The organism is Clostridium tunisiense TJ (genome assembly GCF_000300195.1).
Classification (GTDB): Bacteria; Bacillota; Clostridia; order Clostridiales; family Clostridiaceae; genus Clostridium_J; species Clostridium_J tunisiense.
Genome location: NZ_AMQH01000020.1, coordinates 27,813 through 50,003, shown reverse-complemented (window position 1 = coordinate 50,003; position 22,191 = coordinate 27,813). Strand labels below are relative to the sequence as shown.

17 protein-coding genes and 1 riboswitch are annotated in these 22,191 nt (G+C 31.3%); of the genes, 15 read left to right on the top strand and 2 right to left on the bottom strand.

All coding sequences use genetic code 11. The features are described from left to right. Positions 1–87: 87 nt before the first annotated feature. From C661_RS0119575 to C661_RS0119555, 5 genes are all read left to right on the top strand, one after another. Positions 88–1,038 carry a TDT family transporter gene (locus tag C661_RS0119575; RefSeq protein ID WP_017417036.1) on the top strand — a complete coding sequence of 317 codons (951 nt, stop codon included), beginning with the start codon at positions 88–90 and terminating at the stop codon, positions 1,036–1,038. A gap of 488 nt (positions 1,039–1,526) precedes the next feature. Continuing rightward, on the top strand, positions 1,527–2,327 hold the full coding sequence (locus C661_RS0119570; protein WP_017417035.1) for a class I SAM-dependent methyltransferase: 801 nt from the start codon (positions 1,527–1,529) through the stop codon (positions 2,325–2,327). A gap of 335 nt (positions 2,328–2,662) precedes the next feature. Next, positions 2,663–2,926 carry a hypothetical protein gene (locus C661_RS0119565; RefSeq protein WP_017417034.1) on the top strand — a complete coding sequence of 88 codons (264 nt, stop codon included), beginning with the start codon at positions 2,663–2,665 and terminating at the stop codon, positions 2,924–2,926. A 249-nt stretch (positions 2,927–3,175) separates the two neighbouring features. Next, a complete protein-coding gene (locus C661_RS0119560) occupies positions 3,176–3,526 on the top strand; it encodes a hypothetical protein (protein WP_017417033.1) in 351 nt (116 codons plus the stop codon). Next, entirely contained in the window at positions 3,523–4,380 is an 858-nt protein-coding gene (locus C661_RS0119555) for a diguanylate cyclase domain-containing protein (RefSeq protein WP_017417032.1), read from the top strand. Before C661_RS0119560 ends, C661_RS0119555 begins: the two co-directional genes overlap by 4 nt. 125 nt (positions 4,381–4,505) lie before the next feature. On the opposite strand, the gene C661_RS0119550 is transcribed toward C661_RS0119555, so the two are convergent. Then, positions 4,506–6,341 (bottom strand): APC family permease, encoded by a 1,836-nt coding sequence (locus C661_RS0119550; protein ID WP_017417031.1) that lies wholly within the window; start codon positions 6,339–6,341, stop codon positions 4,506–4,508. A 645-nt stretch (positions 6,342–6,986) separates the two neighbouring features. On the opposite strand from C661_RS0119550, the gene C661_RS0119545 reads away from it, so the two are divergent. The 7 genes from C661_RS0119545 to C661_RS0119510 all read left to right on the top strand — a co-directional run bounded on the left by C661_RS0119545 (position 6,987) and on the right by C661_RS0119510 (position 15,770). Continuing rightward, on the top strand, positions 6,987–7,610 hold the full coding sequence (locus C661_RS0119545) for an HAD family hydrolase (protein ID WP_017417030.1): 624 nt from the start codon (positions 6,987–6,989) through the stop codon (positions 7,608–7,610). Positions 7,611–7,861: 251 nt separating this feature from the next. Then, positions 7,862–9,148: a DUF5667 domain-containing protein gene (locus C661_RS0119540; RefSeq protein ID WP_017417029.1), complete on the top strand. Its 1,287-nt coding sequence runs from the start codon at positions 7,862–7,864 to the stop codon at positions 9,146–9,148. Between the two features lie 943 nt (positions 9,149–10,091). Continuing rightward, the gene (locus tag C661_RS0119530; RefSeq protein ID WP_017417027.1) at positions 10,092–11,324 is read left to right on the top strand and encodes an alpha/beta hydrolase; all 1,233 of its coding nucleotides are present in this window, start codon (positions 10,092–10,094) and stop codon (positions 11,322–11,324) included. A gap of 196 nt (positions 11,325–11,520) precedes the next feature. After that, entirely contained in the window at positions 11,521–12,951 is a 1,431-nt protein-coding gene (locus C661_RS0119525) for a serine hydrolase (RefSeq protein WP_017417026.1), read from the top strand. 114 nt (positions 12,952–13,065) lie between these two features. Beyond that, positions 13,066–13,866, top strand: coding sequence for a GNAT family N-acetyltransferase (locus C661_RS0119520; RefSeq protein WP_017417025.1), 801 nt, complete (start codon positions 13,066–13,068; stop codon positions 13,864–13,866). Between the two features lie 168 nt (positions 13,867–14,034). Further along, positions 14,035–14,607 carry a GNAT family N-acetyltransferase gene (locus C661_RS0119515; protein ID WP_017417024.1) on the top strand — a complete coding sequence of 191 codons (573 nt, stop codon included), beginning with the start codon at positions 14,035–14,037 and terminating at the stop codon, positions 14,605–14,607. Between the two features lie 98 nt (positions 14,608–14,705). After that, positions 14,706–15,770, top strand: a complete 1,065-nt coding sequence (locus C661_RS0119510; protein WP_017417023.1) for a serine hydrolase domain-containing protein — start codon at positions 14,706–14,708, stop codon at positions 15,768–15,770. Between the two features lie 202 nt (positions 15,771–15,972). Here C661_RS0119510 and C661_RS0119505 read toward each other — a convergent pair whose 3' ends face one another. Next, on the bottom strand, positions 15,973–16,545 hold the full coding sequence (locus C661_RS0119505; protein ID WP_017417022.1) for a 5-formyltetrahydrofolate cyclo-ligase: 573 nt from the start codon (positions 16,543–16,545) through the stop codon (positions 15,973–15,975). A 158-nt stretch (positions 16,546–16,703) separates the two neighbouring features. Further along, positions 16,704–16,821: riboswitch (Fluoride riboswitch) on the top strand. Positions 16,822–16,926: 105 nt separating this feature from the next. Between C661_RS0119505 and C661_RS0119500 the strand changes: the two genes are divergently transcribed. The 3 genes from C661_RS0119500 (at position 16,927) to C661_RS22975 (ending at position 22,150) form a co-directional block, all read left to right on the top strand. Then, a complete protein-coding gene (locus C661_RS0119500; protein ID WP_017417021.1) occupies positions 16,927–18,111 on the top strand; it encodes a cation:proton antiporter in 1,185 nt (394 codons plus the stop codon). 367 nt (positions 18,112–18,478) lie between these two features. After that, positions 18,479–19,045 carry a TetR/AcrR family transcriptional regulator gene (locus C661_RS0119495; protein ID WP_017417020.1) on the top strand — a complete coding sequence of 189 codons (567 nt, stop codon included), beginning with the start codon at positions 18,479–18,481 and terminating at the stop codon, positions 19,043–19,045. A 375-nt stretch (positions 19,046–19,420) separates the two neighbouring features. Further along, positions 19,421–22,150, top strand: a complete 2,730-nt coding sequence (locus C661_RS22975) for a YhgE/Pip domain-containing protein (protein ID WP_017417019.1) — start codon at positions 19,421–19,423, stop codon at positions 22,148–22,150. Positions 22,151–22,191 lie beyond the last annotated feature (41 nt).

Here is a 22,191-nt window from a genome sequence, read left to right as displayed (position 1 = left end):
CAATAAAATAATAGCAATTACATATGTTATACTATTGACGGAGTTTATGAAAACTTCTAAAACTTTTATTATAGGGGGAAGGCTTTAATGGGTCAAGTTTTGAAAAAATGCCCAGTTCCAATAGTGGGACTAATGCTAGGATTGGCAGCTACAGGCAATCTTGTACAATCCTATGGAGAAGTATATCGTAATATATTCGGACTAGTATCAGCAATACTACTTATTTTAATGATTGCAAAGATGATAAAGTATCCAAAGGGGGTAGCAGAAGCCATAGATAATCCAGTGGTAGGAAGTGTGTTTCCGACTTTTTCAATGGCTATCATGATATTATCAACTTATGTTAAACCTTATGCTCCACAATTTGCTTTTGTTGTATGGATTATAGGATTAGCAATACATGTTATATTAATTTTATGGTTTACAAAGAAATTTGTACTAAATTTTAAAGTTAAACAAGTATTTCCATCTTGGTTCATAGTTTATGTGGGTATAGTGGTAGCTAGTGTGACAGGACCTGCATATGGCATGTCGACTGTAGGCAAGTTATCCTTTTGGTTTGGATTTATAACTTATATAATACTTTTACCAATAGTTACTTATAGAGTTTTAAAGGTTAAGGAAATGCCAGAACCAACTTTACCTACCCTTGCTATATTTGCAGCACCAGCAAGTTTATTATTAGCTGGGTATATGAATTCTTTTCAAACTAAAACTATGGCAATAGTTTGGGTTTTAATGGTATTATCAATTTTCATGTATGTAGTAGTTATTATTAAAATGTTTAATCTTTTAAAATTAAAATTCTATCCAAGTTATTCTGGGTTTACATTTCCACTTATAATAAGTGGTATTGCAATGAAGTTAACTAATGGGTTTTTAAATAAGTCTGGCCAAGGCATTGGCTTTTTACAATATCTAATAAAGTTTCAAGAGGTAGTGGGAGTTATCATAGTATTGTATGTTTTACTTAGATACGTTCAATTTCTTCTACCAGAGAAAGCTGTTGTATCAGATTCAGCAAAAATTTCAAAGTAATTTCTATTTATAAATGTTCTAATAAAGTTTGTACATTTATAGTTAAGATTTTATTTAGATTAACTCCTATCAAGCTGAATATTAAATAATAAAACATAGATACATTAAAAGACTAAAATGAAGAGAAGGAAGTTTCTTTCTCAGTTATTTTATGAAAATAGTAAGTTAAAAAAGTCGTGGTTAATGATCTGCGGCTTTTTTATTTACATATTTTTAGGAGATTTATACAGAATTTTGTTGTAAAAGGAGGAAATTAATACATTTTGTGGAATATAATAACCATAAATTAAAGATTAACATTCTATGAGGAGGTGAAAGCATAGTTTTTGGGAAAAATCAAAAATTAGTATGTTTTGCACTAGTGAAGTAGTGCAATCCATAGAAAATGAAAATACAAAATTAAATAATGCATAAATAAAGAGGTGTAATCTAGCACAGGAATCTAATAGTTCTGTTAATATATTTGTAAAAAGTGGGGGAAAGAGAATATGGGAGATGTTATAAGTTTTTACGATAGGTATGATGAGGATAATAGACTAGTTTTGGATAGTTCAAGGAAAATTGAGTTTCATGTTACAACAACTGTTTTAAATCAGTATATTTCTAAAGGCCATAAGATTCTTGAACTAGGTGCAGGGACGGGTGCTTATTCCTTTTATTATGGGGAGAGAGGAAATACAGTAGTTGCCACAGACTTAACACCAAAACATGTAGATATTATTGAGGAAAAAATTAAAGCAAGGAATTCTAAACTGGACATATTAACTGCTGTAGTGGATGCTACTGATTTAAGCAGATATGAATCGGAAACTTTTGATGTAGTAACTTGTCTTGGACCAATGTATCATCTTACAAATGAAGAGCAAAGAATAAAATGTATTGAGGAATCTTTAAGAGCATTAAAACCAGGTGGAACTTTAGCAGTTGCATATATTAATAAGCACTATATAGTTCATGTGGTAATGGCTCACCAAAGAGAATATTTTAGTTCTACTTTTGTGGAAGAAATATTAAGTAAGGGATATTGTAAAGAAGGTGGGGACCAATGCTTTTACACAGTAGGCTTTTTTACAACTCCTACAGAAATGGAGGAGTTTATGAGTAGGTTTAATGTTGATATTATAGATCATGTAGCAACTGACGGCATAAGTTCCTTATTAAGAAATTCTATTAATGAGTTAAATGATGAAAATTATAAATTATGGAATGACTATAGTGTAGCTATGAGCAGAGAAAAAAGCCTGTTAGGAATTAGTAATCATGGATTGTTGATTTGTAGAAAAAAGTAAAAAATCCTTATCTAATGCCTATATTGCTTAGCAAAACTGAAGAAGTAGTACTTAATGAAGTATCATCGATTTTTTCAGGAGTTCGTATTCCTAGGGATTTGGAGATATTTGAAGTTAAATAATATTATTTACTGAAAAAATTTTTCTCTTTCTCAATATATAATTTAAACTTTAGAAATGTAAGTCATACATAATTTAAATCAATACATTATATGTAAAAATAGTAAAATTATATTTATAATGTATATAGATTATGTTACAATTATAATATGGTATCAATTAAAGTTTCTAAGGGTATTAAGAGAATATTAAAAGAGAAGAGGTGAACAAGTACTATGGATATAGGACTAATGGTTATCCTAATTGTTTTAATTTTGTACAATGGGTATCAATATTCAAAAGATAGGAAACAAGTATATTTAATCAACATGCTATTTTTTAGTGCATGTGCTATCTACGGAACTAAGTACCCAATCTATAACTACTTACAGAAACCTGAGCAAAGAATTGTAGATATAAGTTTTGGAATATTTATAATAACTTTACTTTCCATAGGTTTTGCAAATAGATTCAGGAAAAAGAATAAAGTAAAATTATAAAACTATTTGTGTTAAAAAGACTCAAGGATAGAACCTTGAGTTTTTAATTTTTGCATATTTTAAGTGATTTTATTATAAAACTATCAACTAAATTATATTATAAGTTTTTAATGATAAGTTAAGATTTAATCCATTAATGTTATATATTGGATAAATAACCAGTATTTCATACAAAAATTTTGCATATAATAGAAAAATTAGACAAAATATGATAATATATTACTTAGTGTTATGGGAGGTGAGAGGTTTATGGGTAATAGAATAGAGGGCAGCAAAAAAGCAGAAATAAATATGAGGTTTTCAGAATTTGAAATGCCGCCAATGCAGGATGTACTACTAGTTGGCAATAGAGCACCTATAGGACCAGAAGCAGTAAGAAGGATGGTAGATGTACTTTCACCAGAGCAATATGAAATAATTAAAGTTGAGCATGAATTTATTGAAGCCATTGTTGTAAGAAAATCTTTACTAAATATGTTATCACAAGATAAACTTATTCCTATAATTATGGAAGAAGGAGGCATTATTGCTAACGAGTCAATGATTATAAGAGCTCAAGTAAATATAACTCTTAATGTTAGCAAATCAATCGACTTATGATAAAAAAGGTTTTTGATATAATAGAAAAAAAGATAATGAAGATTGATGTGTTGAATGGAACTAAAAAAATTCAGGACATTTTTCATCAAGAATCTATAGAGTGTTTTACTGTTTATGATGAATATATAATAGTAGGTGTAATTACAAAAGATGAATTAGTTGGAGCCCACCCAAATAGAATAGCAGAAGATGTAATGTCTCATAAATATATAGTAGTTAATTATGATATGTGCATATGGGAAGTAAAGCAAATCTTCGATTACAACAAAAAAGGTAGTATTGTACTAGTAGAAAAAGAAGGTCAGGTTATAGGGTATGTAACAAGATCAATTTTAGAGATTGAATTAGGAAAACATTTAGATTCGCTTACTGGGCTGTATAAGAAAGAATATATGTTTTACCATGCCTTTAATTTTATAAGACATGGAAAGAATGCTACAATAACTTTTTTAGACCTAAACAATTTCGGATGTATTGATAAAAAGTATGGACATATAGCTGGCGACATGATATTAAAAGGCGTAGCAGATATACTAAAGAATTGTCTAGAAGATGGTAGTTATTTATGTAGATATGCTGGAGATGAGTTTGCCATAGTATCATCTAACTCTTCAAATGATTGTAAACTATTAGCTGAGAATATAGTAAAAACTATAGAGGAATATCCATTTTTCAATAATATTCCTGTTTCAGCTGCAGTGGGAATTACAGGAGGTAGAGTGAAGTTTAAAGAAGATGAAGAAATATTTGTATTTCTAAATGACTTAGTGAATGTTGCAAGTTTAGCATCTACAAAGGCTAAAAAGGACATTACTACTCCCGTTATTATTAAAAACATAGATGAGATTGCATAGTTACAAGAATTAAGCTCATGTGTGAATATTTACTAGCTACTGAGTTGAAACAATGAAAATTATTATAGTCTATTATGATAGAAAGACTCAAGGATAAAACCTTGAGTCTTTTTTACTAATTATCATTACTCTTCAATTAAGTATGGTATTGTTACCATAGCTATATTACGTTTTTTTAGTAGCCTAGCTTTTATAAATAAAGATGTTTGATTATGAAGTAGTTGATGCCACCATTTATCTACTACAAACTGGGGCAGTACTACAGTAATCATAGTATTTTTTCCTAGGTGTTTTTCTAGGGCACAAATATGCTTAAATAGTGTACTAGTCAAAACTCTGTAAGGAGATTTTTCTATAACAAGTAGACTATTTAAATTAGCCGTTTTAAATTTATCTTGTAGTTTTTCGGTTTTTTCATCATCAATGGAGATATGATAAGCTTCTATATGATCACTAATAGTTTTTCCATAGTTTAATGACTTTATAAAAGCTTTATTAAAGGTATCCACTGGCACTACTACATAGTTTTCTATTGGTTTATTGTTTAAACAAAGTGGCAAGCTATCAATACGTAATTGCTCTGCTACGCTATTATAATGGAGTTTTACTCTGTACATTATAAGGACAAATAAAGGTATTAGGATAAAAACTATCCATGCTCCATGAAAAAACTTAGTTGAACCAATTATTGTAGCTGTTATAGCTGTAATTAAAGCACCAGTTCCATTGATTACTGCCTTGTGCTTCCAACCTTCAGATTTGGAGGTTGTCCATCTTCTAAACATTCCAAACTGAGATAGAGTGAAGGAGATAAACACTCCAATAGCATATAAAGGCATTAGTAAATGTGTATTTCCGTGAAAACCTATAACTAGAAAAGAAGAAGCCAAGGCTAAAAGAATTATTCCGTTAGAAAAGCTAAGTCTGCTTCCGCGCTTTGATAGCTGTCTTGGTAAGAAGCCATCTCTAGCTATAAAGGAAAGTAGTAGTGGAAAGTCTGCAAAAGCCGTATTTGCTGCCATAATTAGAATTAAAGCAGTGGTAAATTGAATTACCATAAACATAATTGAGCCCTTACCAAAAACTTGCATAGCAATTTGAGCAATTACAGTAACTTCATGATTTGGAACGGCTTTATATAAAGTAGCTAAATAAGATAAACCACCAAAAATCATAAGAACTATAAAAGAAAGTAGAATTAAAACTGTTTTTGCTCTCTTTTGTGCTGGTGCCTTAAAGTTAGGAATTCCATCGCTAACGGCTTCAACCCCTGTTAAAGCTGTACATCCAGAGGCAAAAGCTCTTAAGAATAATAAAAGAGTTATATTTCCAGTAGCTTGTGGAATATCAATGATGCTTGAAGGTGTTACCCCAAACACAAGAGTTTTTATAACACCAGTTACTATCATTATTAAAATAGAAAAAATAAATAAATAAGTTGGAACACCAAAGAGTTTAGAAGAATCTTTAATTCCTCTTAAGTTACCAATAGTTAAAATAACAATAAAAAATAAGGTTATTATAACTTTATGCGGCAACAGTACCGGGAAAGCTGAAGTTATAGCTGATGATCCAGCACTAGTACTTACTGCAACTGTAAGGATATAATCAATAGTTAAAGCTGATGCTGCAACTAAAGAAGGAATAGTGCCTAGATTGTCCTTTGAAACTATATAAGAACCACCACCATTTGGGTAGCTGTTTATTGTTTGCATGTAAGAAAATACTAGTATAAATAATAGAAGTACAATTGCGAGTGCTGCATAGAACATATTCTTATAAGCTGCTAGCCCTAATATTGGCACTAACACCCACAATATTTCCTCTCCAGCATAAGCTACAGAAGATATAGCATCGCTTGAGAGTACAGGGAGTCCCCATAGTACATTAAACTTTTCATGACTTAATTCTTCAGTTTTTAATGCTTTACCAATCAGCAAAGCCTTTAATGCCTTAAACATTTTAATCACCTCAATTTATATAAAAACTTCAAAGTTAAATTACATAGATGCTATTATATACAGTTATTATGCTATATTCAATTTCAATTTTAAGCCTAAAAAGGCTGTTTAAAGTGGCAATTTGCAGTGGCACAATTATAGCTTTGGTTATGTAAGGTTTTCTCTTGTTTTCTCGAGAAAGATGCAAGAATTGCAAAAATGAATTTCATATGAAGTTATTATTACCTTTTAATCCTATATGGAAAACTTATTTAATTTGTTAGAATATTTAGCTTTAGAGAAGCTGGTTTGTAAAAAGTGGATTTTTAAAATGAAATTAAATGAAATATTTAAAGTTTTGAATTGCAAAAGTAGAAAAAAGGAAATTAACTATTTTAGCAATATTATCACATGAAAGTGTTGAATAAAAAATACTAACTACATATATGTTTAGATTAGTTAATATATACAACATTTTTTTATAAGTAAAATCACAAATAATAGTTCAAATTATGTGATACTATATAGTAAGACAGTGAATATTTAGCAGAGATTACCTCTGTTTATTCAAGTATAATTTAAATAAATTAAGTAGGATTAAAGAAACAAAGAATAAAGATAGTTTTAATAGTAGTTATTAATATAATTTAACGAGGAGAAAGAGCAATGAATATTGATTCAATTATTTTTGATTTAGACGGAACACTATGGGATTCCACAGAAGTAATCATGAAGGCTTGGAACAAGGTAGTTTCAACTAATGGACAATTTAGAGAACCAATAACCTTAAAGGAACTACAAGGAACCATGGGTCTTTTAATTAAGGATATTGGAAGGAAACTACTTCCACATGTAGATGAAGTCACTACAGAAGGTATTATGGAACTTTGCTGTAAGGAAGAGAAGAAATTACTTCTTAAGGAAGGTGGGACACTTTATCCTAATCTTGAGGATACTTTAAAAATCTTATCAGAAAAGTATTCTTTATTTATAGTAAGCAATTGTCAGTGTGGATACATAGAAACTTTTTTAGAATACCACAATATGGGCAAGTATTTTAAAGATATTGAGTGTGCTGGTAACACTGGACTTGTAAAAGGAGAAAATATAAAAAAGATTATAGAGAGAAATAACCTTAAAGTTTCAGTGTATGTAGGAGATACTCAGGGAGATTGTGATGGAGCATCACTGGCAAATATTCCTTTTGTGTACGCTAGTTATGGGTTTGGGAAAGTTACAAATTATGATTATATCCTTGAAGAAGTAGCTGACTTAATTAGTATATTTTAATTTTCATAAAAACATTATTTATAGCTTTAATTGGAATTTAATCGAAAGCTGTATTAAATTAATTCCTCTTTACACAGGGATAGTTGAATAACTAGTGTGAGGAGGAATTTTTTTAATTGTTATGTTTAAATATTAGAAAAATTTTAATTTAAGTAAATTTTTCTAATAATTACCCCACAAACTGAAGCTATATATCCGTATATTTATATCAACAAAGTACAATAAAAAATTAATATGTGGGAGGATTTGAAATGAAAAAGAAAATAGTCGCATTATTGCTAGCAACTTACGTAACGAGTATAGGGGGTAAGGTGTATGCAAGTGAAGCTACAAATATAAATACTAATGAGCAATCTAGTAATGAAGTAGTTACACAAACAGAAACTACTGAAGCTGCAAATGTAGTTGTTACGGAAACAACTACACCGGAAACTGAAGTAGCTACAGAAGAGCAAGAGTCTACACCTACAAATGGACAATCTACAGAAACGCCTGCCCCAGTAAATGAAGAAGAAATTGAAGATTCAGCAGGAGTATTGCCAACTTCTATATTTTATAAATTAGAAGTTGCCATAGAAAACCTTCAAATTGCAATTACTCAAAGCGAAGAAAAGTTAGCAGCTCTTCAAGCAAAATTAGCTACAGAAAGAGCGGCAGAAGCAGCAGTAATGATTAGTGAAGGTGAAGATGAGCTTGCAAATGAAGCAGCAACTGATTATATGGAGATGTTAGCTTCAGCAGCACAGCATATAAATAATGCAATTGAAGCTAAAGATGAAGCTGTGAAGACACTTGAAGATCTTAATGAAGCCTATAGTAAAAGTGAAGAAATACTAAAAACAATTCTTGAGAAAGCTCCAGAAGAGTCCAAACAAGCTATAGAAAATGCACTGAATGATCAAGATAAAACAATTACCGCTATTAATGGATTTTATGCAGCAAAAACAGCTTTCTTTGATGCAAAAGAGCAATTTAAACTAGCTCAGGAAGAACTACAAGCAGCAAGAAAAAGTGGAGATGCTGAAGCAATTAGATTAGCAGAAGAAAAGGTAAAGGCTGCAGAAGCTTTAAAAAATGAGCTTGAAGAGTTAAAGGATCTTGCTGAGGCTGCAAAAGAAGAAGTGAAGCAGTTAGTTGAGCAAGCAGAAAACTACATTAAGTCAGGTATGAAGCAGGTTGAACAGGCAAATGAAAAAATAGAAAAAGTAGAAGAAAAAGCTATACAAAGTGGAGAGCCTACAAAGACAGAGGAGACAAAAGTAGAAGAGAAGGCTAAGGACGAAACTAAAATTAAAGATGAAGTTAAAAATATAGAAAAGGAAGCAAAAGAAGAATATAAGGCATCTCAAGAGAAGGAGAGAGAAGAAGCAAAAAAAGCAGCCGAAGAAGCTAGAGAAGCAGGAAAGAAAGCTAAAGAAGAAGCTAAGAAGGCTGAAGAAAAGGCAAAAGAAGAGGCTAAAAAAGCTCAAGAGAAAGACAAGGAAGATTCTAAAAAGTCAGAAGAAAAGAATAAAGATAAGGATAAAACAAGACCTTAAACATATAGCAAAGAACAGCAATAAGTTATATAAATTAACTGTATTGCTGTTTTTTATGAGATTTTTTAGCTGATGAGTTTAGTATAATGATAAATCAAGTAAAGAGGCTGAATATTTAAAAAAGTAAGTTTAATTATATTGACTTGTGGTAATATAATCAATATAATTAAATTATTGGAAGTGAAAGAGAGGGAAAGTAATGATTATGATGTTATTATTCTAGTAGTTTTAAAATCACATAAAATTTATAGCAGTATACTTTTAACCTTAATTTTTAATTAGGCTTATTTGCTATGGATTTAAGATTTTAATTATAAGGATGAACAACATCAATTACATTTCCTTGCTTTTCAGTATATTAAAGTGAATTATAGTTTTAACAATAAATACTATAGGTTTTTATTTTCAAATATCATTTAAAGGTATAAGGGGTAACCCTTTCAATGATATAACCTAAATTTATTGCTATTTTACTATAGTTACTTGAAAATAATTGAAATTGGAGCTGTGTTGGTTTGCATCACGGCTTTTTATTATATATTTTTAATGCAATGAATTCTAAACTTATCATGTAAACTGAGGTATAGTTTATGTAAAACTATGGACTTTAAGGGCTAAAAAGACTAAGGTGTAGACTTTAAATTATAAAACATGCTATACTCTTAGGCTATCCATAGATTTTATTAAAGTATATTTCACATGGAATTTATAATATGAGTTTATGGAATAAGTTTATTTACCATGCATTAAGTTTGTATAAATAAAAAAAGGATGTAGATGAAGAGTTGTTCATCTGCATCCTTAATTTTTTTGTGAAAGTATTAGTGTATGGCTATAGAGGATGAAGCTGTACCTTTATATCATAGCTTAGGGGTCTTAAAGGGACTTAAGTTAACTGATATGAATTTAGGGAAAGAATTTTTTAAAATACGGGGGAATTAAAATGAATACTAGAAAAATAGAAAGTCCAAGACTAAGAAAATTATATGAAGATATAAAAGTTAACAAAGAAGAATCACTTAAGTTATTTTGGGAGGAAGTTAAAGAAAAGGGTGCACCTCTTATAGAAGAAATAGAGGGGGATAATGAAAATTGCCTTGTTACTTTACTTTGGAGAGAAATAAAGCCTATAGATAACATTAGAGTTATTGGGGAGATCTTTGGCATGGATCCTGATTTTACAAAATTATATAGGATGATGGGCACTGACTTGCATTTTAGGTCATGGATAGTAAATAAAGAGGCACATGCAGTATATATTTTTGTACTCAATGGTGAAGATAACCAAGATTGGAGTGAGTTCAATTTTGTCATAGATCCTCTAAACCCGCAAAAATATGTGTGCGTAGAGTATGACAAGGATCCTGAACCTTATTTAATATGTAAAGAGGAGTCTTATATAGCCTTACCAGATTACAAAGAAAATAGCTGGACAATTGAAGAACCACAGGTAGCCAAGGGGAAAGTAGAAGTTATTGAGGAATTTGAAAGTAGCGTTTTAAACAATAAAAGAAGAATATGGATGTACACACCAGCAGGTTACGATAAAAATTCTAAGCCGTATTCATTAGCTATTTTTACTGATGGTTGGCATTATGTTCATGTAACAAAATTTATAACAATTCTTAATAACTTAATTTCCAAAGAGGAAATTCCACCAGTATGTGTTGCTTTTATTGAAGCAGTAGATAGGGATATAGAGCTTACCTGCTGTGAGAAGTTTTCAGACCTTGTAGCGAAAGAGTTATTACCATTCATATATGAAAATTACAATGTAACTAGGAAGTCTGAAAACACAATTATTGGTGGGTTTAGTTATGGTGGTCTTAATTCTGCATTTATAGGTTTTAGACATCCAGAGATATTCGGCAAGGTATTTTGCCAATCAGGATCAATGTATTGGACTTCTGGGGAAGGCGAAAACCAAAAGGGCAAAATCATAGAAATGTACCAAGAGGCTCACAAGCTACCGCTAGATTTTTATATGACTTTTGGAGAGTATGAAAAAGATGCAATAGTTCACTATAATGCAAATAAAGAATTCGCAAAGTTGATAGAAGATAAAGGATATACCTATGAGTATCAGGAGTTTTTAGGTTCACATACTTATATGGACCTTGATATGGAATTAGCAAATGGATTCAAATTTCTTCTAGGGAATAATCATAGTATTTAAATAAATTTTGGAAGTATCAGTCTGCAAACCTTTATAAGGCACAGTTGTTCAGTTTAGAAAAATCGCTTTGGTGTCAGCCTAAATCTGTTTCCAAAGTCTCTCAACAGAATGAAGTTGTTCATTATAAGAGCTGTGGAAAAGTAAGATATAAAAATAGAATATAAAAATAAAACAAGTAAATAGGGGGGGGATTATCATGGAAGTTAAAAACAAAATTATTGGAAACTTAGATAAGGTTATAAAGGAGTTTATGGACAATGAGACAATCCCGGGGTTAGCAGTAGGGGTAGTTTACAACAATGAAGTGATTTACAGAAAAGGCTTTGGTGTTAAAAATGTTGAAACAAAGGATCCTGTTACAGAAAGGTCTCTTTTTCACATGGCATCAGTATCAAAGACCTTTGTAGCCACTGGAATAATGCAGTTAGTTCAAAAGAGAAAAATAAAGCTAGATGCATCTTTGGTGGAGTATTTACCATATTTTCAGCTTCAAGATGAAAGATATAAGGAAATTACCATAAGGCAGTTATTAAATCACATATCAGGAATGCCAGATGAACCAGATTATGAGTGGGATAAGCCTCAATATGATGAAGAGGCCTTAGAGAGATATGTAAGAGCACAAAAGGATAAAGCCCTTATGTGGAATCCAGGAGAAAAGTTTGCTTATAGTAACATTGCTTTTGAAATACTGGGGGATGTTATTGCAAAGGTTTCAGGAGTATCTTTTGAAGAATATATGAAAAAGAATATTTTAGATGTTTTAGATATGAAGGACAGTGATTTTAATAAGCCACTAGTTTCAAAGGAATTAATAACAACTCCTCATGTTTTGGGAATTGAAGGAGGCTTTGGGCCTAAAGTTAGTGAAATCTATCCTTATAACCGCTGCCACGGTCCAAGTTCTACTCTTTGTTCAAATGTAGTGGAAATGTGTAATTATGCCATTGCAAACATGAACTATGGTGAGCTTCATGGGAAAAGAATTTTAGAAAAGGAAAGCTACTTAGAACTTTGGAGAGAACAAGCAGTTACTGGTTGGGAAGGTCATACTATAAAAGTTGGACTTGCATGGTTTTTAGGAGAGCATAAAGGGCATAAAGTTAAATCCCATAGTGGTGGGGATACTGGATATTTGAGTAACTTAATACTTTTTCCTGATAGTAATTCAGCTTTAGTAGTCATGTCAAATTCGGATTATATGTCAATGAATAGCTTAACTACTACACTTATGGATGTGGTTATAGGCCTTGAACCTGAAAGGGTAAAAACTTCTCTTCCGCAGCATATAGCAAAAATAATTGTTGAAAAGGGCTATGAGGCTACATTAAAAGAGTATTGCAAAATAAAGGAGCAATCTATTGATAAATACTATGTTAATGAAAGAGGCTTTAATTCTATAGCTTATGGTCTTTTGGCTGCAAAGGCAATTAAAGAAGCAATAGAAATATTAGAAATAGGTATTATAGAGTTTCCAGAGGCCTCAAATCTTTATGATAGTTTAGGAGAAATGTATTTAGCTCATGGAGATAAGAAAAAAGCCTTAGAAAATTATAAAAAATCAGTAGAATTAAATCCTAATAACTTAAGTGGAAAGAAAGTAATGGAAGAATTAGAAGGTAAATAAAATGTTAAGTTATTTAAAGTGGCTTAGACATTTGTAGTTGGGCAAAAATTCAAACACCAGATTATTACTGGGAAGGATTTAAGATATTAAAAAAGTATATAAGGGGATAAAAATATGGGGATTGTAGAATTAACAAGTAAAAATCATGAAGAGGTTGTGGGTCTCTTTGGGGTAGAAATCACAAATTATTATTTCATTGTTGAAGATTTAGTAAGGAATAATTATAGAAGAGAAGGCTTTCGCGTATTTGGAGAGTATGAGGAAGGTGTATTGAAATCTATATTATTAAATAACTTTAACAACGTAACTTACTACTGTCCAGAAGATAGAAGTATTAGCATTTATGAAGATATATTGTGGAAATTGACTTTTTCGAAACTATCAGGTCCAAGTGGCCTTATGGAAAAGTTTTTACCTTATGTGAAGGTTGAAGAAGATACTATATCTTATATGGGGGTTATAAAAAATATTAAAGCTAAAAGAAGATATGAAGATTTACCAATAGGTATTATTAAAACAGAAAAGGAAATTGCAATGCAATATGATTTACTCATGTCAACAGAAGAATACAGAGATGTACTTCCAAGTGATAAAAGGGAATATATTCAAGAGGAAATGAAAAGGCTTAAAGACACCACTGACCGTACTGCTTATTTTAGTATTCATGGGGAAATGGTTTCTTCTTGTTCCACAGTTAGAGAAGGAGAGAAAGGTGCTATAGTCATAGGGGTTGTTACTAATCCTAAACATAGAAATAAAGGCTATGGTAGCGAAGCTTTAATAGGACTCTTTGAAATGCTATTAAAAGAAGGAAAGTATCCATACTTATTTTATAATAATCCAATAGCTCGTGAGGTTTACAAGAATATAGGTATTACAGAGGTATGTCCCTGGAGAGTCATCTATGTTAAGTAGGGAAAGTGGCTAAAACCCACATAAACACTATATCTTCTTAACAATATAAGAAGAAAAGAATATATATTTTAATATTTTTTTCTTGTTATCTTCCACGTAAAATGTAACTTGTAAATAGTTTTTTAAAATTCACTGGTGATTAATTTAGGCATATAAGGGGGGACAAGTATGGTAAAAGATATGAGACTGGAAACAGAGAGACTAATTATTAGGCCATATAAAGAAGATGACCTACAACAATGCTTTCAGCTAATGCAGGATAAGGAACTATTTAAGTATTTAGATATGGATGTTATGAGTTTTCAGGAATATAAAGGATTATTTAATTGGTTAATTAAATCATATGATAAGGGGTTTGGTGAAGACTTCAAGTATTCTTTTAATATTACTCTAAAAGATAGCGGAAAACACATTGGATGGTGTGGAATAGGAATATTAAATTATGATATTAGCAAGAAAGAAATTTACTATTTAATAGGGAAAGAATATTGGGGAAAAGGTTATGCTAAGGAAGCAAGTACAGCTTTGCTCCAATATAGCTTTAGTGTTATAGAACTAAATGAAATAGTAGCTCTTTGTAAACCGGATAACCTTGGATCTAAGAACGTTATTGAAAATATGGGTTTTAAATTCAAGTATATAGTAGCTGGGCTTTCAGAGGAATTTGAATTTTATAATGGAGAGCCATTCTATGCACTTACAAGAGAAGAGTACTTTGATAATCTAAAGGATGAGGATTAGCACGCTTCTAAGAATAGAAAATATTTTATAAAAGGAACCTTGAAGAAAAGTTTGAAATGAATGTTTACTTCAAATATAGATAATATGGGGGATATATAATGAAAATTGAAGAAAGAATTAAAGAAATAGTTGAAAGGTATGCAGCTGAGAAAGATTTTTCAGGAGCAATACTAGTTAAAAAAGCCAATGATATATTATTTAGTGGTGCATATGGATACGCTCATAAGGGGTGGAAAGTAAAAAATACTGTTGATACAAAGTTTGATACTGCATCTGTAACTAAGTTATTTACCACTATAGGAGTATTACTATTAATTGAAAAAGGTGATTTAAACTTTCAAGATAAAGTTTTAGAAATACTAGATATAAAAGACACAACAATTTCAAAGGAAGTTACTATTTATCATCTTTTAACTCACACCTCAGGAATTGGTGATGATGCAGAGGAAGAAGCAGGTGAAAGCTATGAGGAAATTTGGAAGACTAAACCAAACTATTCCATAAGAGAGCTAGTTGATTTTTTACCTCAATTTATTCACAAAGCACCTAATTTTGCCCCAGGGGAAGGCTGTAGATATAATAATGTGGCATTTATACTTCTTGGCTTAGTTATAGAAAAAATTACAGGAAAGAAATATAGGGATTATATAAAAGAGGAAGTCTTCGAAAAAATAGGAATGACAAATTCAGGGTTTTATAGTATGGATGGAGTAAATGCAAATGTAGCAGAAGGCTATGCTATGGTTTGTAATGAAAAGGATGAATTTATTGAATGGAGAAAAAATATATATTCCTATCCACCCATAGGCTCTCCAGATGGAGGAGCTTTTACAACAGTTGAGGATTTAGATATCTTCATCCATAAGCTTTATAATGAGGAAGTTTTATCAAGGGAATTAACAAGGGATTTATTTACACCAAAGGTGGTTTATCGAGAATATGAAAAAGCTACTGTTAAAATGGGTTATGGTTTTGAATTCATCTTTAGAAAAGATGAAGAGTATATACTACTAATTACAAAAGATGGGGTAAATCCGGGAGTAGCTTGTAAATTTAATTACTATCCATCTGTGGATGCAACAGTTATAGTACTTGCTAACCAAGATTGTAATGTTTGGGCAATGGCAATGGAAATTCAAGAATTACTAGTAGGTAAATTATAAGAGTAATGATTGTAAAGAAAAAAACCTATAGGTTAGACTTTTTTAATTGTCTACCCTATAGGGTACATTTTATTTTGGTCTGTGAACGTTTTTTCAATAGAAAAGTTTCAGTTTAGGTGAAAATTTATTTTAGTAACTATAAACTCAACAAGTTGTAAGCAATTTTCATAAGATATGTGGATAGGTGCTTACTATTATAACTTTAAAAAGTTATAAAATCCTTCTCTGTAATAACCCCATCAATCTTAACATCAAACTCATCCGTTGGCACTTTTTCATAAAGTTGAAAATCATATGCCAGTGCAATTTTAGGAACCTGCCTTTTAAGCTCTGAAAGAAATCTATCATAAAATCCAGCGCCATAGCCAATTCTATTCCCTTGTTTATCAAAAGCAACTCCTGGCATTAATATAAAATCAATTTCCTCTGCAGAGGCTTTAATACAGCCTTCCAAAGGTTCGAGAATATCAAAATACCCCTTTTTTAAATCCTCAAAGCTATTTATAAAATAAACTTCCATGCCCTGCTTTTTCGAAGGAACTTTAGGTACACAAATTTTCTTACCATCCTTTAAGGCATATTCAATAAACCTGTGGGTATCCACTTCATCCTTAAAGGATACAAAGGTAAAAATCACAGAGGACTTTTTATAGTAATCACTACTGATTAATTTATTAAAAATAATTTCATTCCATTGTTCTCTAATTTCATTGGAAGTATCTGAACGCCTAGTTAGAACTTCTTCTCTATATTCTTTTTTTGAAGTAAAGATCATTGGTTTCACTCCTCATTGATATTTATAATATGATTATATAATATTTTTAATTGGGTTCCTATAAAAAAATAACTTAGACATTTTAATTACTAACTATTGGAAAGTTGTTTAACCCTATGTCTAGACAATTTATTTTCAGTGTAGTAAAATCAAATTACAAGTTAAAAGGTGATGGAGTTCACCAAAACCGCATTGTATCTGAAGATAAATAATAAGTTACCATACTAACTTATTTATTTTTTGAAGATGCCTTATGCTAATGACTCCTACAGGTGATATTTTACGGTGTACCTGTAGGATTTTTTGCGTTTAATGAAGAAGGAACTTTACAAAAAGGAATTTTTAATCAATTAATATTAAAGACAAGAGGGGAGATAAAACATGGCAACGAGTTTAGGAATTATAATAATGTTAGGACTTTTAGCTAATTTAATTTTTACAAAAATAAAACTTCCAGGGCTTTTAGGAATGCTAATTTTAGGGGTTATATTAGGGCCTTATGGACTTAATTTATTGGAACCATCACTTTTAAATGCATCTGCTGATTTTCGTAAAATTGCACTTATAATCATTTTATTAAGGGCAGGTATTGGAATTAGTAGAGAGGATTTAAATAAAGTAGGGAAAACTGCTATTAAGATGAGTTGTATTCCTGGAATTATAGAAGGATTTTTTATTGCTTTTGCTTCTGTAAAGTTTTTAGGATTTACTTTTATTCAAGGGGGTATACTAGGATTTATTCTAGCAGCAGTATCTCCTGCAGTAGTAGTTCCTCAGATGTTAAACTTTATGGATAGAAAAATTGGAACTAATAAAGGAATTCCAACTTTAATTTTAGCAGGAGCTTCTATTGATGATGTGTTTGCAATTACAATATTTAGTACCTTTTTAGGGTTATATAGTGGAAGTCAGGTGAATATTGGGATAAGGTTATTAGGTATTCCGTTGTCAATAATTTTAGGTATTGGAGCAGGAGTTATTATTGGCTTCATAATGGTGAGAATGTTTGAAAAGCACCATATTAGAGATACTAAAAAAGTACTGCTTATAATTGGAGCTTCAATTTTACTTACCGCTATTGAAAACTTGTTAAAAAATAAAATTGAAATTGCAGGACTTTTAGGAGTTATGACTATAGGTTTTATTATTCTTGAAAAGCTACCTGAGGTTGGTAAAAGATTATCTTTAAAGTTAAATAAAATATGGATTTTTGCTGAGATACTTTTGTTTGTATTAGTAGGAGCTCAAGTTAATATTGGTGTTGCCCTTAATGCTGGGGCTATGGGGATAGTAGTTATTTTAATTGGTCTTATTGGAAGGAGCCTTGGAGTTTTGATTTCTGTCATGGGAACCAATCTAAACTGGAAGGAAAGATTGTTTTGCATTATTGCATATGTACCAAAAGCTACAGTACAAGCAGCTATAGGAGCAATTCCTTTATCTTTAGGGGTAGCTTCAGCAGATATTATTTTAGCTATAGCAGTGTTGTCAATTTTAATTACAGCACCTCTTGGGGCAGTTGCCATTAGCTCATCTTCCACTAAATTGCTGCAAATAGATAAGTAAGGCATTTGCAAAAAATAAATAAGCCAGTATGTTTGTCTATTTTCAGTTATACTGCGTCAACAGAACCCTTAGATAGCGCTACTATCTGCGGAACCTGCTTCCTTGTCTAACTTAAAATATCTGTTACATATTTGACTTGTTATTTATTTTTAAATGCTTAAGTTTAAATTTATAGATAATTAAAAAAAATTATACTAGGTAGTATTAAAAGAAAAACTGTGTTATTATAATATAGGATTTTATGTCTATAAGGTTTCAAAGATGAATTTTATAATAACAATTACTAAAATTTTCAGGGAATTAAGAGTAGCTTTTGTAAATTAGGATTTAACTTTGGTTTCTTATATTATAATTTGGAGTGATAAAAATGAATAAAACAAAAAAGGTTATATTTGAAGCTGCTATAAAAACTTTTTCTAACTTTGGCTATAATGGTACTACCATGGACCAAGTTGCAGAGGCTGCAGGGGTAGCAAAGGGAACTTTATATTACCATTATAAGAGTAAGGAAGAAATTTTTAATTTCATAATAGAAGAAGGGCTTGGTTTAATGGTAGAGGAGCTAAAGGAGCATATTAAAACAGTGACGAATCCTTTAGAAAAACTTAGAATAATATGCAAGGCACAACTTTCTATACTTTACAGAAATAAAGATTTTTTCAAAGTGTTAATGAGCCAGTTATGGGGGCAGGAGATTAGGCAGGTAGAACTTAGAAATAGGCTAGGAACTTACATAGAAGAAATTAAAGACTTTTTTGAGGAAGCTATGGAAGCTGGAATTATAAGAAAAGGCAATGCTTCCTTTATGGCTTATGCATTTTTCGGAACTCTATGTTCAGCAGCAGTTTATGAGGTTATTAACATAGATAGTATAAATTTGGATGATGTAGTGGATGAATTAATTGAATATAGCTTAAGGGGTCTAAAAGCATAATAAAAACTCTTTATAAATTGTAATTCTACGGGATTATAGTCTATAAAGAGTTTTTTTATAGGTAATTATATAAAGTTATTTTTAATCATATTTTTCTAGGGGTTATTGCTTAAAGTTGTTAAGTGGGGACACTTTTATTGAAAGCACAGCTTTAATGTAATAATAGGATATTTTTCCAGTTAGATTAATTCCCGAAGTTTTCAGAATAAATGAATTTATTTATTCTAAAATAGCTAAAGAATATGAGACTTCAAGGTATTCCTAAAAACTAAAAAATTTACAATTAAAAAGTAGCAAAAAATATATTGACTTCACTTTAAAAAAGGAGTATAACTAAACTGACCAGTCAGTACAAAAATAAATGAGGTGAGGATCATGAAATTTGCAAAGATTGCCTGGAAAGATATTTCAAGTATCTTTAGGAACAGGTTTATCAGAGTCTCAGTTGTAGCAATAATAATTGTACCGCTGCTGTACAGCTTACTTTATTTAGCTGCTTTCTGGGATCCTTACTCAAGACTTAATCAGCTACCTGTAGCTTTTGTAAATCTTGATAAGGGCGGAACAAAGGATGGAGAAGCAGTTAACTATGGACAGGATATAGTAAAAAACCTGAAGGAAAACACAGAAGTGAAGTGGCAATTTGTTAGTCTTGAAGAAGCAAATCAGGGATTAGATAAGGATGGATATTATTCCATGTTTGTAATTCCAGAAGATTTTTCACAGAAGGTTATGAGTGCCAAGGATGGAAAACCACAACAGCCTTCTATAACTTATTCTTCTAATGACAAGAAAAACTTTCTTGCAGCACAAATAGGGGGAAGAGTTGAGGATAAGCTAAAAGCAGAGATAATAGAAAACATCAGTGAAGAATATACTAAAGTAACCTTTGACAGTTTGTATGAAGTTAAAGATGGTATGAGAAAAGCAGCTGACGGAAGTAAGGAACTTTCAGAGGGAATAAGCACTTTAAATGATAAAGTACCACAGATGGCAGATGGAGTAAACAAGCTTTATGATGGATCTACTAAACTATCTGAGGGACTTGGAAAACTAAAGGGTAGTTCTCCACAAATGGCAGATGGAGTAAATAAACTTTATGATGGTTCTTTGCAGCTTAAGGATGGATTAAGTTCTTTAAATCAAAATACTCCAGCTTTGACTTCAGGAGTGAATTCTCTTTATGATGGAGCTAGTTCTATAGCTAATGGAATTAACTCTAAAGAGGTAGATGCTAATGGTAATCCAAAAGGATTAAAGGAAGCCGTGAACCGTATAAATGGAGGAATGACCCAAATTACTGAAAAGGTTCCTGAGTTATCAAAAGGAGCAACAGCTCTTTATGAGGGTGCAGATAAGTTAGAACAGGGTATAAATACTACAGCAGTAGATGCTAATGGAAAGCCTTTAGGATTACAATATGGATTAAAAGGCTTATTACAAGGTATTAAACAAACTAAGGGTGGGGTAGACCAATTAGGCGCTTCACTAGAAGGTTTAAACAATGCAGTTAATGTAGGCACTAGTACTACACCAAGCTTAGTACAAGGTGTAGGAGGCATAAATAAAGGAGTTTCTTCTTTATCAACAGCATTAAGCACTTTTAATAATGTAGTAAATGGTGGAGTAGTACCTTCAGGAAATGGTATGACTCCAGAACAAGTAGTTGCAGCTTTAACTCAGCAGTATAATGCAGCAACTAATGATACACAAAGAGCTCAAATATTAGCTCAAATGGTTGGAGTTTTAAATGCTTCTGTTAACGTAGATAAGAGCGCCACCCAGCCATCACTTAAAACAGCAGTGTCTGCTTTAAATAACAGTGTTTCTGTAGATACTAAGGATAAGCCAAGCTTAAAGACAGCTGTGGCTGGATTAAATGCAGCAGTTAATACTGGTTATGATGGAAAACCAAGTTTAAAATCTGGTATGGATGCACTAGTTTCAGGAACTGAGGGATTAGTAAATGGAGCTGATAAATTAGGTCAAGGAGCTAATGAGCTAAAAGCAGGACTTGGATCACTAAATTCCAATATACCAACTTTAGCTAATGGAATATCAGCTCTTGAGCAAGGAACAGGCAAGGTTTATAAAGGTATAGATGCCTTAGGAACAGGTTCTATGCAGCTAAGAGTAGGCTTAGAACAACTAAGAGAAAAAGTGCCACAACTAGCTGAAGGAACTAATAAACTTGCTGTAGGTTCAAATGCCTTAAATGGTGGGTTAGGAGAACTTAAAGGAAAGATGCCAGAACTTGTTTCAGGAGTTAATCAGTTAGCAGATGGTTCAGTTGCCTTAAATGATGGACTAAAAGAATTAAATGGAAAAATTCCAGAATTAACAGATGGAACTCAAAAGTTAAATGATGGTTCTAAGGAATTAGCAGAAAAGTTAAATGAAGGTGCAGATAAGTTAGATAAGAATCTTATAAATACTAGTGAAGATATGGCTAGCTTTGTATCTAAACCTGTAGTTATGAATGATGCAGCAGTAAATGCAGTTAAGGATTACGGAACAGGATTTACACCTTATTTTATCCCATTATCTTTATGGGTTGGAGCAATAATGATGTTCTTTGTAATATCTTCAAAGGTTGAAGATAGCATGGATGCAGGTCCAGTTTCAACGGTTTTTGGTAAATACTTATCCTATGGATTTATAGGAACCCTACAAGCACTTCTTGTTAGTGCAGTAGTTCTAACTTTAGGTTTAAAACCACAAAACCTTCCACTATATTTTTTATTTAATGTATTAATGTCACTATCTTTCATAGCAATAATTCAATGTTTAATCTTTATTCTAGGTGATGCAGGAAGATTACTTGCTATAGTTTTATTAATTCTACAGCTAACTTCTTGTGCAGGAACTTTCCCACTAGAAGTTGTACCAGATTTATTTAAGGTATTAAATCCTTATATGCCATTCACTTATTGCGTATCAGCTTTAAGAGAAATCATATCTGGAAGCAACCTAGGACTAATAGGACATGATATGTTTGTTTTAACTTCAATTTTAGTAGTATTCCTTGCAATATCAATGATATTAAAAGAAAGAGGAGATTTACTACAAGCTAAAATGGAAGAAAGAAAAGAAATAGGAGCATAATAAAAGAGGCAAGAAAACTTAAGTTTTCTTGCCTTTGTTTT

What these genes read in the sequence shown, in the direction of transcription:
- C661_RS0119495 (WP_017417020.1), top strand. Translation starts at nt 18,479, where the DNA reads ATGAATAAAACAAAAAAGGTTATATTTGAAGCTGCTATAAAAACTTTT.
- C661_RS0119510 (WP_017417023.1), top strand. Translation starts at nt 14,706, where the DNA reads ATGAAAATTGAAGAAAGAATTAAAGAAATAGTTGAAAGGTATGCAGCT.
- C661_RS0119555 (WP_017417032.1), top strand. Translation starts at nt 3,523, where the DNA reads ATGATAAAAAAGGTTTTTGATATAATAGAAAAAAAGATAATGAAGATT.
- C661_RS0119540 (WP_017417029.1), top strand. Translation starts at nt 7,862, where the DNA reads ATGAAAAAGAAAATAGTCGCATTATTGCTAGCAACTTACGTAACGAGT.
- C661_RS0119520 (WP_017417025.1), top strand. Translation starts at nt 13,066, where the DNA reads ATGGGGATTGTAGAATTAACAAGTAAAAATCATGAAGAGGTTGTGGGT.
- C661_RS0119565 (WP_017417034.1), top strand. Translation starts at nt 2,663, where the DNA reads ATGGATATAGGACTAATGGTTATCCTAATTGTTTTAATTTTGTACAAT.
- C661_RS0119570 (WP_017417035.1), top strand. Translation starts at nt 1,527, where the DNA reads ATGGGAGATGTTATAAGTTTTTACGATAGGTATGATGAGGATAATAGA.
- C661_RS0119515 (WP_017417024.1), top strand. Translation starts at nt 14,035, where the DNA reads ATGGTAAAAGATATGAGACTGGAAACAGAGAGACTAATTATTAGGCCA.
- C661_RS22975 (WP_017417019.1), top strand. Translation starts at nt 19,421, where the DNA reads ATGAAATTTGCAAAGATTGCCTGGAAAGATATTTCAAGTATCTTTAGG.
- C661_RS0119545 (WP_017417030.1), top strand. Translation starts at nt 6,987, where the DNA reads ATGAATATTGATTCAATTATTTTTGATTTAGACGGAACACTATGGGAT.
- C661_RS0119530 (WP_017417027.1), top strand. Translation starts at nt 10,092, where the DNA reads ATGAATACTAGAAAAATAGAAAGTCCAAGACTAAGAAAATTATATGAA.
- C661_RS0119505 (WP_017417022.1), bottom strand. Translation starts at nt 16,545, where the DNA reads ATGATCTTTACTTCAAAAAAAGAATATAGAGAAGAAGTTCTAACTAGG.
- C661_RS0119550 (WP_017417031.1), bottom strand. Translation starts at nt 6,341, where the DNA reads ATGTTTAAGGCATTAAAGGCTTTGCTGATTGGTAAAGCATTAAAAACT.
- C661_RS0119575 (WP_017417036.1), top strand. Translation starts at nt 88, where the DNA reads ATGGGTCAAGTTTTGAAAAAATGCCCAGTTCCAATAGTGGGACTAATG.
- C661_RS0119525 (WP_017417026.1), top strand. Translation starts at nt 11,521, where the DNA reads ATGGAAGTTAAAAACAAAATTATTGGAAACTTAGATAAGGTTATAAAG.
- C661_RS0119500 (WP_017417021.1), top strand. Translation starts at nt 16,927, where the DNA reads ATGGCAACGAGTTTAGGAATTATAATAATGTTAGGACTTTTAGCTAAT.
- C661_RS0119560 (WP_017417033.1), top strand. Translation starts at nt 3,176, where the DNA reads ATGGGTAATAGAATAGAGGGCAGCAAAAAAGCAGAAATAAATATGAGG.